Below are 19,570 nucleotides of genomic sequence, written 5' to 3' on the forward strand. Positions count from 1 at the left end.
AAAAATAACCTCGCTAACTGCGAGGTTATTTTTTATTTCCAAACAAAATTAAGAAATCACCGTATCCTTCTTTCTCTAACCCCTCTTTTGGGATAAATCGGAGAGCTGCTGAATTTATACAATATCGAAGGCCATTTGGTCCTGGACCATCTGGGAATACATGCCCTAGATGTGAATCGCCTTCCTTACTTCTCACTTCCGTACGCGTCATATTATGACTAACATCCATCTTTTCTTTCACACTTACTGACATAACTGGCTTTGTAAAACTAGGCCAACCGCATCCACTATCAAACTTATCTAAAGAAGTAAATAATGGTTCTCCTGAAACGATATCTACATACAGTCCTTCCTCTTGATGGTTCCAATATTCATTTTGAAAGGGCGGTTCAGTTCCATTTTCCTGCGTTACATAAAACTGCATCTCATTGAGTTTTTCTTTTAAATGGGCATTATCTTTTGGCCAATGTTGTTTAATAAAAGCATCTCGTCCTGAACCTTTACGGTATAACTCATAACGGAATGTATTTTTCTTATGATACCCTTGATGATATTCTTCAGCTGGATAAAACGTAGTAGCCAGCAATATTTTTGTTGCAATTGGTTTTGAAAAGCGCCCGCTCTTTGCAAGCTCTTCTTTTGAAGCCTCTGCCTTTTTATGTTGTTCTTCATCGTGATAAAAAATCACTGTTTCATAAGACTGTCCGCGGTCGTGGAATTGGCCTCCAATATCGGTCGGATCAATTTGTTTCCAATATATATTTAACAATTCCTCATACGGCATCTTATTTGCATCAAATGTAATCTGTACTGCTTCATAATGTCCCGTTGTTTCCGCGCACACTTCTTTATACGTCGGATTTTCTTTATGACCACCTGTATAACCTGAAACGACCTGTATAATCCCTTCCATCTCTTCAAATGGCGAAACCATACACCAGAAACACCCTCCAGCAAACGTAGCCAATTCTATCTTTTCATTTACAGCCATTATTTCACCCCTATTCTATATTCTCCTTACAGTATGGCATAAGAAACATGATGTTATAAAAGAAAAAGCATCGAATATCGATGCTTTTTCTTTACTTTATTTTTTAGAAATATCTTTCTCATTTTCATCACTTGTTACATCTAAAACATCTAATAAGAAAATGAAAATCGGAATACCGATAATAAGTCCCCATACACCTAAGAAGTGCTCTGAGAAAATTAATACCATAAATGTATAGAAAATCGGTAAATTCGTTTTTTGCGACATAAACTTTGGATTTAATACGTAACTTTCAAGCGCATGAATGACTGTTACGATAACTATAATATAAACAACATACATAATACCGCCGATGTTGTAAGCAATCATACAAAGTGGGAATAACGAAATGATAACACCTGCGACTGGAATTAAACCAAGCAAGAAAATCATTAACGCTAAACCTAGTAATTGTGGGAATCCTAATATCCATAATGCGATAACAGATAAAACACAGTTAACAATTGCGATCAAAAATTGTGCTTCGATTACTTTTCCGAATGAACGTGCAAATTTCTTTCCGAAATACTCTATTTCGTTATAGAAAATTGCAAGTCTACTTTCTTTAAATTTTGAAGTAAAAGCAACGATACGTGCTTTTTCAAGTAAGAAAAATAAGCTTAAAATTACAGAAAGTAAAACTTGAAGGCCAAATTTCCCAACATTCGTAATAGATTTATACAAAATGTCTACGCCTTGCCCCACATATTTAGAAAGCTCCATATGATTAACAGCATTAACCGCATACTTAATTAATTCACTATCAGGTGGATTTCTTAAAAATACATTAAATTGATAAATCAATTGTGAAATTTGTATTGTTAATACCGGCAAATATTTGAATAGCGTAATGGCAATTCCCGTCACTAACATTACATATAAAAGCGCTATAATAATTTTCCGATTAATTGGCATGAAATGATCTAATTTACGAGAAATAAACTTTTGGAATCGATCCATTAAATACGTCAGCATAAACGTAATTAAAATTAAATTTAACATACTTTGCATCCCATACAATATGAGAGCAAGTAATACTAATACGATTAACCTCTGAAATCCTTTGCTTTGAAACAGGTTTTTTATTTGCATAATCGACGAGTACTCTCTCCTGTCCTATAAAGTAAAACGTTAACAAGTAGATCTCTCTCTATTCTCTACTTATAATTATCCTTTAATATTAAAGCCATTGCGAGCAATTTATCTTCAATCCTAACCGCTCGTTAATTGTGCTAATATATTATGTTACTTCTTATTTTACAATACAATGGCCTATTTCAAAATGCATTATGCACAGTATTAATGAAGATTTAAGGAAATTTTTACTCTCCTAAAAATAGGTCTTACCACCACTGTAACATAAAAAGCAAGCTATCAGTAGAAATCCGTCCTACAAATAACTTGCTTTTATATTTTTTTAAGTAAGTTTTATCATCCAATAAATGGCATGAACATCGGGATAACCACCACTGTTACGACACCAACTACTGTCACAGCGATACTTGCCATAGCTGCTTCTACTTCACCCATTTCGATACCTACTGCAACCCCTAACGCATGTCCAGCTGTCCCAAGCGCTAAACCTTTAGCAATCGGATGTTTAACTCTAAACGTTTTTAAGAATAAAGCTCCTAATGCGTATACGATAACTGCGTTAAAGATAACTGCAAATGATGTAATTGCTGGAATACCACCGATACTTTCAGAGATTGGTAACGCAATTGCTGTTGTTGCTGCCTGCGGTAACATTGAGTTCATTACAGCTGTATCTAAACCAATTGCTTTTGCGACAATGAACACGACAACCACTGAACAAATAGATCCAACCACGATAGCCGATAAAATTTGCCACCAATATTTTTTTAACTTATCAACTTGTTTATATAATGGAATTGCAAAAGCGATTGTTGCTGGCTCTAAGAAGAAACTAATCATTTTTCCGCCAGTATTATATTCTTCAAAAGTGAAGTTACCTACCTTTAAAAATACAATCCCTAATACCATTGCTACGAATAGTGGTGTAAATAAGAAGAATCCCTTTGAGTGTTTGAATAAAAACGTTCCGATTCCGTATGCAATTAATGAAACGACGATTCCGAAATATGGAGTCATTGTGCTTGTCATGTTCATTACCTCCTAACCATGTATGGTCTAAAATAGTTATGCGACTTTTCCGTGTTTGCTTCCTTTGTTTACAACTTTCAATTCTTTTGTATCTTTTGTTTCCTTGTCATCCTTACCTAAAATCAATTGTGCAAATAAACCTGTTACAGCAAGTAAAATAATTGTTGCGACAACGATTACAGTTAAGATTTGTACGAAATATTGGCTCATTACACCAAGAGAATTAATAACTGAAATACCTGATGGGACGAAAAGAAATCCGATGATACCTGTTAAAGCTGTTCCGAGTGATTCAACTTGCTCCAATTTAATAACCTTTAAACATAATAGACTAAATAATACGACTAACCCGATTACTGATGAAGGCATCGGAATTGGCAAATGTGTTGAGATAATATTAGAAACCAACATAATAGCTGAAAAAACGAATATTTGTGATAGAAAACCATATACTTTTTTTGTGCTCATTTTGGCCACCTCTTTTGATTTGGTACCTTTATTGTATAGGATATAAATGGATAAGTAAGCGTTTACATAATAGGGCGTCAAATATAAACGGCCAGTTGCAAAAATTATAGGATGAAATACAAAAGCTGCTCCTTAAATACGAAGCAGCTTTTTAAGTTCTTTTGCATATGTACGGCTAACCGGGACTTTAGATCCCTCTTTCATAATTAAGTTATAAGTCGAATTAAACCACGGCTGTATCTCAGTAATATGATTAATATTAGCAATGAAACTACGGTGAACACGCATAAAAATGGTTTGCGGTAATTTCTTTTCCAAAATCACAAGTGTATCATGTGTTACATATGTTTCTTTCATTGTTTTTACAGCTACTTTCCCATCTACAAGCCCTACATAAACAATATCTTCAATATTAATAAGTACAATTGATTCCTCAATTGGTAATGCTAATTTATGCATCTCGGTCGTTACATCTACACTCTTTACATCTTGCTTTGTTTCTAATTTTATTTGCTTTTGTTTTTTATATTTCTTTAATGTCTGTACGATACGTTCTTCATCAAATGGCTTTAAAATGTAATCTAACGCATCTACCTCAAACGCTTGCAGCGCATATTGATCGTATGCAGTAGCAAACACTATTGAAGGTGGATTCTTCATCTTCTTTAATATATTTGCAATTTCAAATCCATTATCATCAGATAATTGAATATCTAGAAAAACAATATCTGGTTTGTTTTTCATTAATTCTTCTAATGCATCCTCTACACAATCCGCCTCACCTACTATCTCTACTTCTTTCGTTTGCTCTAATAAATATTTCAATTCATCGCGTGCTAACATTTCATCATCAACTACTAATACTTTTAACACTCCGTTTTTCCTCCCCTACTTTTTTCGGAATTACAAAGAGGATCTTTGTCCCTTGCTCTAATTCACTTTCAATTTGAAGCATTGTCTCTTTCCCAAATAACCCGATAAGTCGCTCATTAATATTATATAAAGCTGTTCCAGTCCCTTTCTTTGATGGAACTACCATTTTTCCTAATTGCTCTAGACGTTCACTCTCAATCCCTTGTCCATTATCCCTCACTTCAAAATGAACCATCCCCTCCTTTTCAAACACATGTACCTCAACCTGGCACACTGGCTGCTTTTTCGGAAAAGCATGGCGCAATGCATTTTCAACTAATAGCTGTAGCACAAATGGTGGCACTAAAGTTACCTTTAGTGCTTCTTCAATATACATCTTCACTTCATACTTATTCGGAAATCTCGCTTGCTCTAACGATAAATATGCATGCACATGATTCAACTCTTGTTCTAATGGAATAAGTAATTGACGTGCCCCTTGCAAATTACAACGAAAATAAACGCTAAGCTGTAGCAATAATTTTCTCGCTTTCTCTACATCTGTTCGGCATAAAGCTGACACTGTATTAATTGCATTAAATAAAAAATGCGGATTGATTTGTGCTTGCAGCGCTTTTATTTCGGCATCTTGCAATAGCTTACTTTGTAACTCGGCTTCACCTAACTCAAGCTGTGTGGAGAAGATTTTCGCCAGCCCTTCCGCTAGCTCTTCTTCAACACGACTTAATTGATTAGAGTTTTTAAAATAAAGCTTTAATGTTCCTATTGTATTCCCATGTGAAGTTAATGGAATAACAACTGCCGCTTGTAATGGACACCCCTCATGTTGACAATTAATAATCTCACGAGACTTCGCTTTCATTATCTTCCCTGTTTTTAATACGGATTTTGATAAACCTGTTATTAAACTGTGTGAAGGAATATGATGGTCTGACGCTAATCCAACGTGAGCTAAGATTTTCTCTGTATCTGTTAAGGATACCGCATCCGTTCCCGTAAAGCGGTGAATAATTTGTGCCACATGTTTACAAGACTCTTCTGTTAACCCTTGGCGAAAATATGGTAATGTCTTATCGGCAATTCGTAATACTTTATGTGTTTGTAGAGCTTTTGCATTCTCTTCCTGACGCAAAATGGCTTGTATCATAGAAAGTAAAATAAAGCTCCCGAAACTATTCACAAGGATCATCGGTATCGCAATTGTTTTCACAATACTAATTCCATCCTCTACAATTAATAGAATCATAACCATTTCTAAAGAAACGATAAAAACACTTAAAACCGCTGAAAATTTAGGTGTAATTGTACGATTATATTTTTTAAAAATGTATCCAATATAACCCGTTATAACTCCTGCTAAAATTGACGAGATTGCACAACTTAGCGCTGTCGTCCCGCCAAGCATATAACGGTGAATACCAGCAATTGATCCTACTCCAATTCCAACGATAGGGCCGCCAAGCAATCCACTAATTCCAACACCCATAATACGTGTATTCGCGATTGTACTTGATGAAGAAACACCTTGTAGCCAATTTTCATTCATAATCGTATTTCCCGCTATTTCAATCCCTGTGTAATTGCTTACAATTGTAAACACTGAAAAAATACAAATAAGCTTAATCCTATCTACATATCCGTCTTGCTTATGAAGAAGACGCCTAAACGTTTTAATATGAGAAAGTAAAAATCCTAAAATAACAATAAGTCCGACACGTTCAATCATCATAAGTACTAAATTTAGCATCTGTGATTCATTCCTTTTTATATTAGTTAGTTTTATTATGGGAAAATAATGAAGCGTGCGTCAAGGAGAATGAAGTATCTTTTGAAATATTTTACACATAACAATACACTCTTTATTTGACAATCTAATAGAAGAGTGCTAAAAATAAGGTAATATAATACAGTCCTTTAACCCAACCCCGTGAGGTTGAGAAGGAAGTCGGAATATACTATACGTATGGTCTTTTTTAGGGATACGTATGCTTTTTTGGCCTTCTCATCATATCAGGTGAGAAGGCCTTTTGTTATTCTTCCATAGCGACTGTAGAAGAAAATTAGGAGGAGTAATAATGAACATTACTACTGATGTACAACCAACAACAGAGGAAACGAAGGAGAAAAGATATAAAACACTGTTTGGTTCTGCGCTAGGATATGCAGCAGAAGGTTTAGATATGTTGCTCTTATCTTTCGTACTCGTCTACATTTTAAAAGAATTTCATTTAAGCCCTGTTGAAGGTGGAAACTTAACATTAGCTACCACAATTGGAATGCTAATCGGGTCTTATTTATTTGGATTTATTGCTGATTTATTTGGGCGTATCCGTACGATGGCCTTCACAATCTTACTATTCTCACTAGCAACAGCACTTATTTATTTCGCAACAGATTATTGGCAATTATTAATTCTTCGCTTTTTAGTTGGAATGGGAGTTGGTGGTGAATTCGGGATTGGGATGGCCATCGTAACTGAAACATGGTCTAAAGAAATGCGAGCTAAGGCGACATCCGTTGTTGCACTTGGATGGCAATTTGGCGTACTAGTCGCTTCACTCCTTCCAGCATTTATCGTACCGCATTTCGGATGGAGAGCTGTTTTCTTATTTGGACTCATTCCCGCTCTACTAGCTGTCTATGTACGCAAAAGTTTAAGTGAACCGAAAATATGGGAACAAAAACAACGATACAAAAAAGAGTTGTTACAAAAAGAGGCTGAAGGTCATTTAACAACTGCTGAGGCAGAACAACTAAAACAAATGAAAAAGTTCCCACTTCGAAAGTTATTTGCAAATAAAAAAGTAACGATAACAACAATTGGTCTTATTATTATGTCATTCATACAGAACTTCGGATATTATGGAATTTTCACATGGATGCCAACTATTTTAGCAAATAAATATAACTACACATTAGCAAAAGCGAGCGGTTGGATGTTCATCTCTACGATTGGCATGCTAATTGGAATTGCAACTTTTGGTATTCTAGCCGATAAAATTGGTCGCCGTAAAACTTTTACAATCTATTATGTCGGTGGTACTATATACTGTCTCATTTACTTCTTCTTATTCACAGACTCAACATTATTGTTATGGGGAAGTGCATTGCTTGGATTCTTTGCCAATGGCATGATGGGAGGATTCGGAGCAGTTTTAGCTGAAAACTATCCTGCTGAAGCTCGCTCGACAGCAGAGAACTTTATTTTCGGAACAGGACGCGGTTTAGCTGGATTTGGGCCTGTTATTATCGGCTTACTTGCTGCAGGTGGAAATTTAATGGGAGCACTATCTCTCATCTTCATTATCTATCCAATCGGTTTAGTTACAATGCTACTATGTGTCCCAGAGACGAAAGATAAAGTATTAGAATAGATTGAAACTGTATAGAGTATGATCCCCTTCGAGAAAAGTAGTTAAATAAATAGTAAAGAGGAAGCATCTCAAATAAAATGCTTCCTCTTTTTATATAAATACAATTATTTATTTTGATTTACTAGCTTTTTGGAATAAGAAAGAAGTTTTCTCTTCTTCTTTTACAATACCTTGTTTTAAGGCTAATTCCCCTGCAACTTTAGGCGCTAGCCATAGCATTGGGAATAACAGAATGGATACCGGGACAGCTGTTACTACGATGAATGATTGTAATGCATTAATACTTCCCTCACCCATGTATAAAAGAATCGCTGCAACTGTTCCCATAATAAGCGACCAAAACACTCGCAAACTAATTCTAGGATCTCCATCTCCAGTCACTGCCATTGAAATCGAATAAGCCATTGAATCTCCTGTTGTCACTACAAATAAGATTGTTAATAAAAGAAATGCAGGTCCAATAATATTAGAGAGTGGCAGTTGCTCTGTAATTGCAATCATAGCCGCTGGCATACCAGATTCACTTAATGCGGTCGAAATAGAACCAGGCTTCATTAACTCATAAAATACACCTGACCCTCCCAAAATCGTAAACCAAAACGTTGTAATAATAGGTGCAATAATTCCAATTGCAACGATGATTTCTCGGATTGTTCTGCCTCTTGAAATACGACTCACTAAAATTGCCATCATCGGTCCATATCCAATAAACCATCCCCAGAAAAAGATTGTCCACGACCCTAACCAACCTGTATCACCACGATATGTGCTCATTGGAATAAATTCATTTATATAAAATCCAAACGAAGAAACAAATGAATCAATAATAAATCCACCTGGTCCAAACAGTAATACGAATACCATTAATAAAACTGCTAACCTAACATTTAAATTACTTATAATTTGAATCCCTTTATCAATTCCCGTTACCGCAGATATAGTAGAAACAGCTACTACACAAACAATAATCGCTAATTGAGTAGTAAACACATCAGGAATGTCAAACAATGCTTGTAACCCATAACTTGCTTGTAGTCCTAAAAATCCGATCGGACCAATCGTCCCTGCAGCTACCGCGATAATGGCAAATACATCGATCATTGTTCCAAGCCAACTCTTTCGCAACTTCTCTCCAAAAATAGGATATAAAAGTGTTCGAGGTTTTAACGGCATACCTTTATGATAATGTCCGTACATCATAACTACCGCACTAATTGTACCTAAAATCGTCCAAGCGAGGAAACCCCAGTGCATATAGCTTTGTGCTAAAGCAGGCATTACCGCTTCTTTCGTTCCAGCAGTTATACCTTCATGTATTGGTGGCACCGTCATCAAATGGTACATCGGCTCTGCAGCTGCCCAAAAAACGCCACCTCCGGCAAGCAATGTAGACATAATAATAGCGAGCCATTTTGTCGTACTAATCTCAGGTTTTTCTAGCCCCCCAAGTTTAACTCTCCCATATTTCGAAAACGCCATACACATTGCCACAATAAATGTACCAATTAATAAAACCTGCCAAAAGGCACCAAAATATTTAATTGAAGCTGCAAAACTGCTATTAATGACTCCCTCTACGTAACTTTTATTTAAAATAACTGCAATTACAAATAATAAAAGTGAGCCACCACTAATAAGAAATACAGGCCAATCCGTTTTTCGACTCTTCATTCTCATTTACACTTCCTCCTTCCTCAGCAATCTAAAAAAACAACTTTATTATGTTTTATTGTTTACACCTAAAACATAATGATTATATAAGTATAATAATTCATCGATTTTCTACACACTTATGTTGTCCCTAAAAATATGCTAAATCCCTTATTTAAAAGAAAATTTCTATTCCTATTACATAAAAAAGCAAAATAAAAGACCTTATATTTCTATAAGGTCTTCGAAACAGAAATTTGATTATAACATAAGGAACTCCTTGGTTCAAAAAGCTCCTTCCAAAAATAACCGAGAGTAAAGGCTTCCATTTGCTACGTAACAGTAATTAAAAAAAATTATATTTTGCATAAAAAACTATACTAAATATCATTTATGAAAGAAATTCGGCTTCAAAATTTCATTCGGATACGGTTTATGATAAATATGAGTGGTAGCTGGTGACAGCGGTGGAATGAGCCACACCCAATTGCCTGTTACAACCCGTCCACATGCTGCTTCTTGCTTCTCAAATTGTTGAAATTGTTGTGCAGCTGTATGGTGATCCACAATACTAACTCCTTGTTTTTTGAAGGAATGTAATACAGCAATATTCAACTCAATTAGTGCCTTGTCTTTCCATAACGTACCGTTTCTCGATGTATCTAACTCCATCATCTCCGCAACAGCCGGCAGTAAATTATAACGATCATGATCCGCTAAGTTACGTGCCCCAATCTCCGTCCCCATATACCATCCATTGAACGGAGCGGCTGTATAGGAAATACCGCCAATTTCTAAGCGCATATCTGAAATCATTGGAACCCCATACCATTTTGCTCCAAGGGATGAAATCGGGTATTCTGGGTGTTCAATTGGCACTTCTTTTACTTCTTCTCTCGGAATTTCTTTATATGTAGGCGCCTTCCCGTTTATAGAAAAAACAAGTGGCAATACATCGAAATTCGTACCTTCTCCTTGCCATCCAAGTTCCTGGCAAAAATCCGTAAACGCAGTAGAATGAGAGTCACCAATCACCCCTATTTCTGTTTTATATCCTGCATACCGAATCAATTGGTGATTATAAATTCGTATATTATTTTCTTCACCTTGATATTGCTTAAAAATTGTAATCGTCGGTTTAACTTTCCCATCGTTCGTTGCATATTTAATATGATGAATTAATGCATTATATAAACCTTCCTCATCATTTACTTCACGTGCATCTAATATGTGCATCTTACTCCAAAATAGTCTTCCGATACATCGATTACTATTGCGCCATGCCATTCGCGATCCATGAACAAGTTCTTCAAATGTATGCTCATACGTCCCCGTCTTCTCTATCTCTATTAAAATTTCTTCCATACGCTCTTTTATTAATTGCTCTTTATTAAGTTCCTTATAGCAAATAGTAATAAAGTTACTTGCTTCCTCTATTAATTGTTTCGTTTTACTCATAAACAATCTCCTTCTATCTCAACAAGACACTACTACTTTACAGTATAAGCAAAAAGGATAAGAGTCACAAACGAAAGTGGAAGTGTTACTTTTATTGTAATATTTTTCAGAAAATTAGAGAATTTACTATTGACTTACATGAAGAATAGGTGTAATTTTGACTCAGGTAAAGTTTTTTTACCTAGACCAACTTTTAAAGAGAAAGGAGGTAATTTTATGTCTTCATTTCAATTGCCAAAGCTTTCATATGACTATGATGAACTAGAGCCATATATCGATAGCAATACACTCTCCATTCATCACGGAAAGCACCATGCGACGTATGTAAACAATTTAAATGCTACTTTAGAAAATTATATTGAATTACATAATAAATCTTTAGAAGAGTTACTATGTAATTTAGATGATTTACCAAAAGAAATTGTTACAGCTGTAAGAAATAACGGTGGTGGACATTATTGTCATAGTCTTTTTTGGGAAGTGATGAGCCCACGAGGTGGCGGCGAGCCTAATGGAGACGTTGCAAAAGTAATTGATTATTATTTCAATACCTTTGACAACTTAAAAGACCAACTGTCCAAAGCGGCCATTAGTCGTTTTGGAAGTGGATATGGATGGCTTGTTCTTGATGGTGAAGAACTCGCTGTTATGAGTACACCAAATCAAGATACACCTTTGCAAGAAGGAAAAATTCCATTACTCGTCATCGATGTATGGGAACATGCCTATTATTTAAAGTATCAAAATCGGCGCCCTGAGTTTGTTACCAACTGGTGGCATACGGTAAACTGGGAACGCGTAAACGAAAAATATTTACAAGCAATTCAATCACAAAAACATTAGTCTTACGTATAAGGTAAATTTGGTAATGTAAAATCAGTATTGTCGAAATCCTCCAGAATCCCCCGGATTGCCACCGGGGGATTTATGATTACTTCATTGTACTTATGTACTGTTGTAAAACATTTTTTATTTCTAGTTTCAGCTCTCGGAACAAAAATCCTAATTCACGAGCCTTTCCGTTATGTAACGTACAGTTAGTTACTTCATTATAAGGAGCTATATTTTCTCCTGCTTCTTGAATGAGCGCTTTTATCCCCGTTTTCTCTTCTATGAAATAAATAATTTCTTCCGTGGAAACTACCCCGTTACTACAGGCATTAATTGGCCCTTCTATGCTTTCCATCCCGCACCAAGCTAAAAACTGCCCTGCTTCTTTTTCATGTATAAACGACAACTCTCCATCTACATGATCCACAACGATAGACTCTTGCTTCACAATATGTTCAACGTAAAATTGTAACCTTTTCGTATAATCGTTTTCTCCAATAACAACTGGAAAACGCACTGCAACGGCTGGGAATGTTGCATGTTGAAATAAAGCCGCTTCGGCTAATCGCTTGCCTTCACTATAATTAAAATCATTCCTATCCCCATACGTAATCGCATACTCGTACGGATTAAAGTTCTCTTCTGCCAAGTCTAGCGCAGGCTCATAGACAGCCATTGAAGATGTCATAATATACTTCTTCGTTTTTCCTTTCAACACTTCACACACTATCTTCGCTGCATTCGAGCTATAACATAAATTATCGTATACAACATCATAGCTTTTACCTTCCAAACGCTCTTCCAGTAACTTTTCGTCTTCTCTATCTACTACAATTCTTTTTACTGTATACCCAAAGGAATCTTCGGTAATTCCCCGCGTAGCAATTGTTATATCATGCCCAGCTTGTAAAAGTGCTTCTACTAAATGTTTGCCGAAAAACCTTGTTCCCCCTAGCACCAATACTTTTTTCACCTTCATCATCCCCATTTTATAAATTGTAAAATACTACCTCTATTATTATAAACGCTAAAATAGAAAAAACATGGAATCAGTTTAACGATTCCATGTTTTTTCTACATACGATACATTAACGTACTCGATATTTAAAGATACAATAACAGAAATATAAAATAGAAATTACTGATACATAAACCCATAGTTCATATACGAATCCCTCTCCCCACACCCCCATAAAATAAAAGAGTGCAGGCAACGTCAATGTTACCCATGATTGTACGAAAGCAATTCTTCCAAGATATTGATTGATATTCTTTTTTTGTGTATTTAATACAAAGAATAAATACCAAAGTAATGCCCACATAAACCATGTTAACGCATTAACAACATCATGGAATTGAACAAACGAAACAACCATATAGAATAACGCAATAATCGCTACCCATATACAAAACCATCCTAGGCCGCTACTATCCATACCCTTAATAAAAGTAACCCCTACGTACAAATACGTTAAACCAAATAAAAAAGTAGCTGCATATGAATATACCGTCCAATTACTTTGATCAGAGATCATAATTAAATAAAACGGAATGATAATTTGTAATGCCCCCACAAATAAATTAAAAACACCTGCACTCTTCATCTCTGCTTTGCCTAGTATGACAAGGCTATTTAAAAATAAGGCTGCACCTGAAAGTAATAATCCTACATAACCCATATATACTCGTGTGAAAATCTTATGTTTTCACACTGTAACCTCCCCACCATATAAAAAATCATATTTCTTATTATCTTTCTTCTTACTTAAAACCACATACATAGTTTTTTATGTTAAAAGTCAGACTTCCTACCTCAAAAAATGAAATGAAACTACCTTTAATAACTGCTATACAGCAATATTATTTCTTGTATAATCTCAGTCAACTTTTCAGTATTTGAAAGTAACAGCATTCCCCTAACATCGCGAATTAAAAACGCTTTCAAAAAGAAGTAATCCTATCAAAAAGTTAATAGGATTACTTGATTATAAACGCACTCTAACAACAAGACAAGACCTGGGATGATTTTTAAATTATTCTCTTTTATTTCCATGAGAATTAATAGAATGATTCATTTATACTAGTTCATTCTACTAATCTTTTACATAGAATATTTTAAATTCATATTAATTTCTTTAGAAAGGTAAGATGTATATGTTTCATCATGGAATTCCTCGATATGTAGTTCGTTCAACTGGCGTTTTAACGAAAGAATCTAATACTATTTCTGCTGTAGTTAACATTGTGAACTTGGATAAATATTATCCCCATCACATAACTATAGAAGTATGGGATTGGTCCACTCATTCTACTCCAATAAAGCTTCCCGTACTAGTCGGGGAAAATGTAGAAGCAAGTTTCCCCTACTCTCTCGACAGTAATAATCTTGCCGTTTTTTACGCCGATTTAGATGACACTGTAGATCTATATGAAATTCGAATTTCCTATAACGATCACCCCAACATTATTGCAAATTGCTTTGGACGAAGCTTACCACCATATTCAAGCCAAGAAGGTAACACAGTGTACCATAAACAGCTCGTTCGAATTCATTAAGTCCATTATTATGTAATAGGTGCTGGTCAGTAATACATTCATCTTTATAAGATAATCGTATTACTGACCTAGGCTGTCATAGTCAATCTTGATAGTTTCTCATTCCTAATAATTGCTATTTATCATAAATATCATTCGGATTGATTGTAGGAATAAATCCATTTATAGAACTATATTTTTTAGATACATTATTTGGAGTAACGGTAAACGTTACAATTTTATTACTTTGTTGTTTAAAATAGCGCATCCAATTTTGACTCCATTCATCTTTCGCAATAACTTGTTTATTGAAGTCTTCCCACAGTACACCATGTATAAAATTCAAGGATGTGTTCTTGATTGTGTCAAATCCCCAATTCTGTATAAGAAGCAAGTTGGAATCAACACTTTTAATTTCTTTTAATAAATTTACATATGCTTCTCGAAATTCCCCTTGTGTAGACGGCTGATCATAAAAATAGTCATCAATATCACCAACTGTATCTAAAAACACCCCATCTATTCCTTTTCCAATAGCTTGCTGTTTCACCTTATTCACAACAATCCCACGGTAATGTTCATCAGCTAAATTCATAATATATGTATCCCATTGCTCAATCTTCATTTTCTTACCGTCTCTATAATAATAGTCTGATTCAACTACTTGCGATTTATGCCACGATTCTAATTCTAAAACACTAACATACCCAAGGACTACCGTTCCTGATTTTTTTAATTGCTGAACCTGCTCTTTTGTAAATGCATATGGCTCTATAATAACCATGTCATACTTTGAAAGTCTCTCAATTACTTGCTCATTTGCTTCACCATAATAAATTTTATAACTTCGTACATTTTTTAAAACTGATTCCACAACATTTGCTTGTGCGGATGTACTTGAAGAAAAAATAAAAGAAAATATAGCTAAAAAGCATATAGAACGTTTCCACTCCATAATAATATTACCCCCTATACAATTGTAATTTTCTATTGTTTTAACTTTTAACACCTTTAAATGTTAATACAATTATAGTAATGCCATAACATTCTACATTTTTTTAAACTCGATATCCTTATAAAAATCCCAATAAATACAATACATTAACAGAAATTAGAATTTATTTCACTTGAATTTACTACATCCCTGTTGATAAAATAGTTTGGGCTTTATATATTATCTATCTTAAAATAATTCTTTTAAATTATGTATTTTATTTCAGTGTACTATTCCTCAAAATTAAATTTGCAAACGAAAGAAGGGATTTTTTTATGCACTATAGACAATCTAATTTATTACAAAAAATGATTGAACCTACGATTCTCTTTATTGCTCTATTTTTTCTCTCAATACTAACTGATTTTCTTACACCAACGTATGAATACTTCTTACTCTTATTTATTACATTAATTGTTTCTAGCCGGTATGGCATATCTATTGCCCTTTTCGCCTTTCTGGAAGCAATGATTTATATCTTTGTAAGCGGTATATGCAAAGGAAATGATATATTGCTGTACTTTTATTCATTAGATTACTGGATAAGTTGGATTTTCTTACTTGTTATTAGTTTATGTTGTGGACTAATGAGTACTGCACAAAAAGAACGTTATGAAGATGTACATATGATAAATAATGAGCTAAAAGCTGAAAATAAAGAATTAAAATATGTTGTGAAACAATTGGATGAAACACGTATTACACTACGTTCTCGTGTACTTGAATCAAATAACCACTTATCTAAAATGTATCATATGTTTAAAGCTTTAAATCATACACATCCTGAAATTGTACTCGATGAAGGAATGAATGTATTAAAAATGTATTTTGGGGCAAAAAAAATTGGTATCTATCACGTCGATAACAATAAACAGTCGCTTCGCATTAAATTAAGAGCAGAAACTGGTAAAAATACATTATCTCAATCCATTTTTGTTAAAAGCGCTTCGTTAGTCATCAAAAATGCGCTAGCGCATAATCGACCTTTTTTCCGTACAGACGAGGATTCTCAAGATGCTCCACTTTTAGTTGGTCCCGTCCTATTCCAAGATGATGTACAATACGTCATTATATTAGACGAAATCGAGTTTTCAAAAGTAACTTCCGAGCAATTTGAACTTTTCACATGGTATTTACGCTGGATGGGTGATCGTTTACAAAACGCTTCTAATCTTTGGCTATCAAGTCAAGAGGATCGCACATTCCCCAAAACAAGCATTTATTATGAAGATGAATTTGAACATTTACTAAAAATAGAAAAGAAACGGTACGAAACATTATCTTATCCATATTCCTATTTTGAGTTCAATGCTCCACAAGATTCTTTAGAAATGATAAATTCTATTTTAAAAGATCATTTACGTAATATCGATATATTAGGTTATAATACGACCGCGCAAAAAATTATGATTTTATTACCTGGCACTGAAGAAAAGTATTTATTACAAGTTCAAACTCGTATACAAAACGCCCTTTCTTCTAAAGGAGTGATATTCTAATGATTTTGCTCCTTCTCTATTTTATTTACGCTATTTTAGTTTTTCTTTTATTCCGATTTACAAAAGGTTTAATTGCTGAAGATAAAAAAGGGATTATTGAATTTTGCTTAATTATCTCGCTTTTTTTCCCGCTTATCGGACTTATTGTATCAGTAATCATGTTATTACTTAATATAAGACGATCAAAAACCGAGTGGTTACAGCAATACTCTGATTATGTTGCCTTTCACGTTGATAATTACGAAGATATTTTAGAATCAGCAAAACAAGATATGGACTTAATTTCATTTTCTTCTGGATTAGAACTAGATAAGCCTGAATTACATAAACAGCTCATTGTACAGTTAAGCTCCTCCTCTATCTCTAATGAAGGAGGCTTATTGAAAGAAGCCATTAACCATAAAGATCCTGAAACTGTACATTACGCAGCAACTACTATTAATTTACTAAATGAACGGTACGAAAAACAGATTGAATACTTAAATAAGCAATTTCTACAAAATCAACAAAATGAAATTGCAAAAGAGTTGGTTTCTAACTATTTAAGATATATAGACAGTGGTCTTCTTTCTAATCAGCAAAAAGAAAAAATAATCGCTGAATTTATGAATTTTATTACACAAAGTGTAGAACTATTCCCTAACGAACCTCTTTACCCTTTCCACCTTGGAAATCTGTTTCTACACACAAAACAATATGCAAAGTCTGAAGAACAATTTTTAAATCTTATTCATTTCTATCCGGAATCATATTACGGTTACGTTGGGTTACTTGAACTATATTATGAGCAAAAGTTATGGGACAAGCTCTATGACTTAATCAATAATCTAGCAGCTGCAAAAAGAATTCATATACTACCGCGTAAATATCAATTATTTGTAAGCCAGTTTGGAGGCGCACACATTGAAAAAGGGGATTAATATATATATCGGGATTATTAGTATCATTTTATTTCTCTTAATTATATCCATCCTTATATATCGAACAGAAAATTTTTATCAAAAATTTTCTGTTCCTAAAAAAGAAACAGATACTGTTAAAACACTCAAAGCGAAAGATGTAGCTCAAAATGGACAGAAAATGCAATTATACGTTTTAAAAACGGATAATACATTAGGGCAACAAGTCGAATTTAATACGAAGAAGGCAATGGATTACGCACACCTACACTATAAAGATATTACAGCTAATGAAATTAAGGGACTTACTCCTTCTCCCTATACAGGGATTATTATTACAGGTGAAATAATGGAGCAACTTCCACAAGCCGATATTCAAAATTTTGTACAAATGGGCGGAAGGATTATTATCGCAAACCGACTTGATTCAGATCCTTCATGGAACACATTATTTGGTATTACGAAAAAAGAAGGTTTCAAAGATGCGAAAGGATTAACCTTTGAAGAAGTTTTATTCCCTGGTTATCCAGATCTCTCAAGTTCTTCTCCATTGTTTACTCATAGCTCAATGAATATTACGCTAGATGAGAATACAACTAATACCTGGATTACAGCGGAAGATACTCCCATCCTTTGGACCAATGACTACGGTGAAGGAAAAGTCCTATATTGGAATACAACAGCATTGAACGATAAATTAGGTAGAGGTATGTTCGTTCAATCACTGGGTACTATTTTCCCGACTTTCGCTACAGCACAACTTGGAGCGGAGATTATGTATATCGATGACTTCCCATCTCCGATTCCACAGGGAGAACTAAAAAACTTAACAACAGAAAAAATTTCTGTTGAAGAATTTTATAAAAAACATTGGTGGAAAAATATGAAGGATATCTCTGAAGAGCTTGATATTAAATATACGGGGGTTGCAATTGGGACATACCAAAATAAAGTAACGCCACCTTTTGAAGATTTCACAGGTAAAAATAGAAATACCTATTTATTATTTGGAAGAGAATTATTAAGTCACGGCGGGGAAATCGGTATTCATGGCTATAACCATCAACCTTTATTATTACCACCAGACCCAGTAGATAAAGCACTTGAATATGTTCCTTGGAATTCAAAAGAGGATATGGAGAGTTCCTTGGATGCTCTACAAAAACTCGTGTATAACTTCTTTCCAAACGAAAAACTAAAAACCTATGTACCACCATCCAATATTATAAATACAACTGGATTAAATGCATTAAACGACGCGGTTCCAACTATGGAAACAGTTGCTTCTCTATATGTGGGAAGTAAAAGTAACGGCAGTCTAATTCAAGAATTTGGTCCAGATGAATATAACAAAAACATTTATCACTTCCCGCGTATTACGAGTGGCTATGCCATCACAGATGAAGAGCAATTTATCTTAACTGATGTTACCGCAAATTTAGGGGTTATCTCACATTTCGTCCATCCAGATGATATCCTTGATGAAAAACGATCAGGTGAATTAACATGGGAAGAATTATTTAAAGCTTATAAAACGACAATTAAAGAAATACGAGAAAAATATCCTTATATAAAAAGTATGACCCAAAGTGAAGCAACTGCTTCTATGAAAATTTATCAAACTGGTGACCTAGATGTTTCTTATGAAGATGATGCTGTTCACATTGCATATAAAGGGTTGCCAAATCATACTTCAACAATTATACGTGTAGAAGAGGGTAAGAAGATACAACCTGGCTCATTCTCTTACGGTACGGTTAAAAAGCTTGATTCCCAAATTTATAGCGTTACGTTAACGAAAGCCAGTGCTACGATCCCAATTAAAGGAGAATAAC

Annotated in this window: 17 protein-coding genes; 6 read left to right on the forward strand and 11 right to left on the reverse strand. The window is 34.4% G+C overall.

Going from position 1 to position 19,570, the window contains the following annotated elements:
- Positions 1-25 precede the first annotated feature (25 nt).
- From msrB to lytS, 6 genes are all read right to left on the reverse strand, one after another.
- Positions 26-991 carry a peptide-methionine (R)-S-oxide reductase MsrB gene (msrB, locus tag LUS72_RS26895; protein WP_097831384.1) on the reverse strand — a complete coding sequence of 322 codons (966 nt, stop codon included), beginning with the start codon at positions 989-991 and terminating at the stop codon, positions 26-28.
- A 96-nt stretch (positions 992-1,087) separates the two neighbouring features.
- Positions 1,088-2,122: an AI-2E family transporter gene (locus LUS72_RS26900; protein WP_264448484.1), complete on the reverse strand. Its 1,035-nt coding sequence runs from the start codon at positions 2,120-2,122 to the stop codon at positions 1,088-1,090.
- Between the two features lie 339 nt (positions 2,123-2,461).
- Entirely contained in the window at positions 2,462-3,154 is a 693-nt protein-coding gene (gene lrgB / locus LUS72_RS26905) for an antiholin-like protein LrgB (protein ID WP_002113184.1), read from the reverse strand.
- 36 nt (positions 3,155-3,190) lie between these two features.
- Entirely contained in the window at positions 3,191-3,622 is a 432-nt protein-coding gene (lrgA, locus tag LUS72_RS26910; RefSeq protein ID WP_002113185.1) for an antiholin-like murein hydrolase modulator LrgA, read from the reverse strand.
- Positions 3,623-3,754: 132 nt separating this feature from the next.
- On the reverse strand, positions 3,755-4,495 hold the full coding sequence (locus LUS72_RS26915) for a LytR/AlgR family response regulator transcription factor (RefSeq protein ID WP_097831382.1): 741 nt from the start codon (positions 4,493-4,495) through the stop codon (positions 3,755-3,757).
- Positions 4,473-6,242 carry a two-component system sensor histidine kinase LytS gene (gene lytS, locus LUS72_RS26920; RefSeq protein ID WP_097831381.1) on the reverse strand — a complete coding sequence of 590 codons (1,770 nt, stop codon included), beginning with the start codon at positions 6,240-6,242 and terminating at the stop codon, positions 4,473-4,475. The genes LUS72_RS26915 and lytS overlap by 23 nt, the downstream gene beginning before the upstream one ends.
- A 328-nt stretch (positions 6,243-6,570) precedes the next feature.
- Between lytS and LUS72_RS26925 the strand changes: the two genes are divergently transcribed.
- Complete coding sequence (locus tag LUS72_RS26925; RefSeq protein ID WP_097831380.1) at positions 6,571-7,869, forward strand: MFS transporter; 1,299 nt, start codon at positions 6,571-6,573, stop codon at positions 7,867-7,869.
- Between the two features lie 108 nt (positions 7,870-7,977).
- On the opposite strand, the gene LUS72_RS26930 is transcribed toward LUS72_RS26925, so the two are convergent.
- Both LUS72_RS26930 and LUS72_RS26935 read right to left on the reverse strand, forming a co-directional pair.
- Entirely contained in the window at positions 7,978-9,546 is a 1,569-nt protein-coding gene (locus LUS72_RS26930) for a BCCT family transporter (RefSeq protein ID WP_097831379.1), read from the reverse strand.
- 360 nt (positions 9,547-9,906) lie between these two features.
- Positions 9,907-10,977, reverse strand: a complete 1,071-nt coding sequence (locus LUS72_RS26935) for a nitric oxide synthase oxygenase (RefSeq protein WP_097831378.1) — start codon at positions 10,975-10,977, stop codon at positions 9,907-9,909.
- Between the two features lie 216 nt (positions 10,978-11,193).
- Between LUS72_RS26935 and sodA the strand changes: the two genes are divergently transcribed.
- Positions 11,194-11,820 (forward strand): superoxide dismutase [Mn], encoded by a 627-nt coding sequence (gene sodA, locus LUS72_RS26940; RefSeq protein WP_097831377.1) that lies wholly within the window; start codon positions 11,194-11,196, stop codon positions 11,818-11,820.
- Positions 11,821-11,908: 88 nt separating this feature from the next.
- On the opposite strand, the gene LUS72_RS26945 is transcribed toward sodA, so the two are convergent.
- Entirely contained in the window at positions 11,909-12,796 is an 888-nt protein-coding gene (locus LUS72_RS26945) for an NAD-dependent epimerase/dehydratase family protein (protein WP_264448485.1), read from the reverse strand.
- Positions 12,797-12,896: 100 nt separating this feature from the next.
- Positions 12,897-13,487: an AmiS/UreI family transporter gene (locus tag LUS72_RS26950; RefSeq protein ID WP_097831376.1), complete on the reverse strand. Its 591-nt coding sequence runs from the start codon at positions 13,485-13,487 to the stop codon at positions 12,897-12,899.
- A gap of 475 nt (positions 13,488-13,962) precedes the next feature.
- Between LUS72_RS26950 and LUS72_RS26955 the strand changes: the two genes are divergently transcribed.
- Positions 13,963-14,364 (forward strand): hypothetical protein, encoded by a 402-nt coding sequence (locus tag LUS72_RS26955; protein ID WP_264448486.1) that lies wholly within the window; start codon positions 13,963-13,965, stop codon positions 14,362-14,364.
- A gap of 115 nt (positions 14,365-14,479) precedes the next feature.
- Here the strand turns inward: LUS72_RS26955 and LUS72_RS26960 are convergent, their stop codons facing one another.
- Positions 14,480-15,298: a glycoside hydrolase family 191 protein gene (locus LUS72_RS26960; RefSeq protein ID WP_264448487.1), complete on the reverse strand. Its 819-nt coding sequence runs from the start codon at positions 15,296-15,298 to the stop codon at positions 14,480-14,482.
- Between the two features lie 314 nt (positions 15,299-15,612).
- Here LUS72_RS26960 and LUS72_RS26965 point away from each other — a divergent pair, with 314 nt between their 5' ends.
- From LUS72_RS26965 to LUS72_RS26975, 3 genes are read left to right on the forward strand one after another with little or no spacing between them, the layout of a single operon-like run.
- On the forward strand, positions 15,613-16,836 hold the full coding sequence (locus tag LUS72_RS26965; protein WP_264448488.1) for a nucleoside-diphosphate sugar epimerase: 1,224 nt from the start codon (positions 15,613-15,615) through the stop codon (positions 16,834-16,836).
- A complete protein-coding gene (locus LUS72_RS26970) occupies positions 16,836-17,756 on the forward strand; it encodes a tetratricopeptide repeat protein (RefSeq protein WP_264448489.1) in 921 nt (306 codons plus the stop codon). Before LUS72_RS26965 ends, LUS72_RS26970 begins: the two co-directional genes overlap by 1 nt.
- The gene (locus tag LUS72_RS26975) at positions 17,740-19,569 is read left to right on the forward strand and encodes a DUF2194 domain-containing protein (RefSeq protein WP_097831371.1); all 1,830 of its coding nucleotides are present in this window, start codon (positions 17,740-17,742) and stop codon (positions 19,567-19,569) included. Before LUS72_RS26970 ends, LUS72_RS26975 begins: the two co-directional genes overlap by 17 nt.
- Position 19,570 lies beyond the last annotated feature (1 nt).

Origin of the sequence: Bacillus cereus (genome assembly GCF_025917685.1) — a bacterium.
GTDB lineage: Bacteria > Bacillota > Bacilli > Bacillales > Bacillaceae_G > Bacillus_A > Bacillus_A cereus_AT.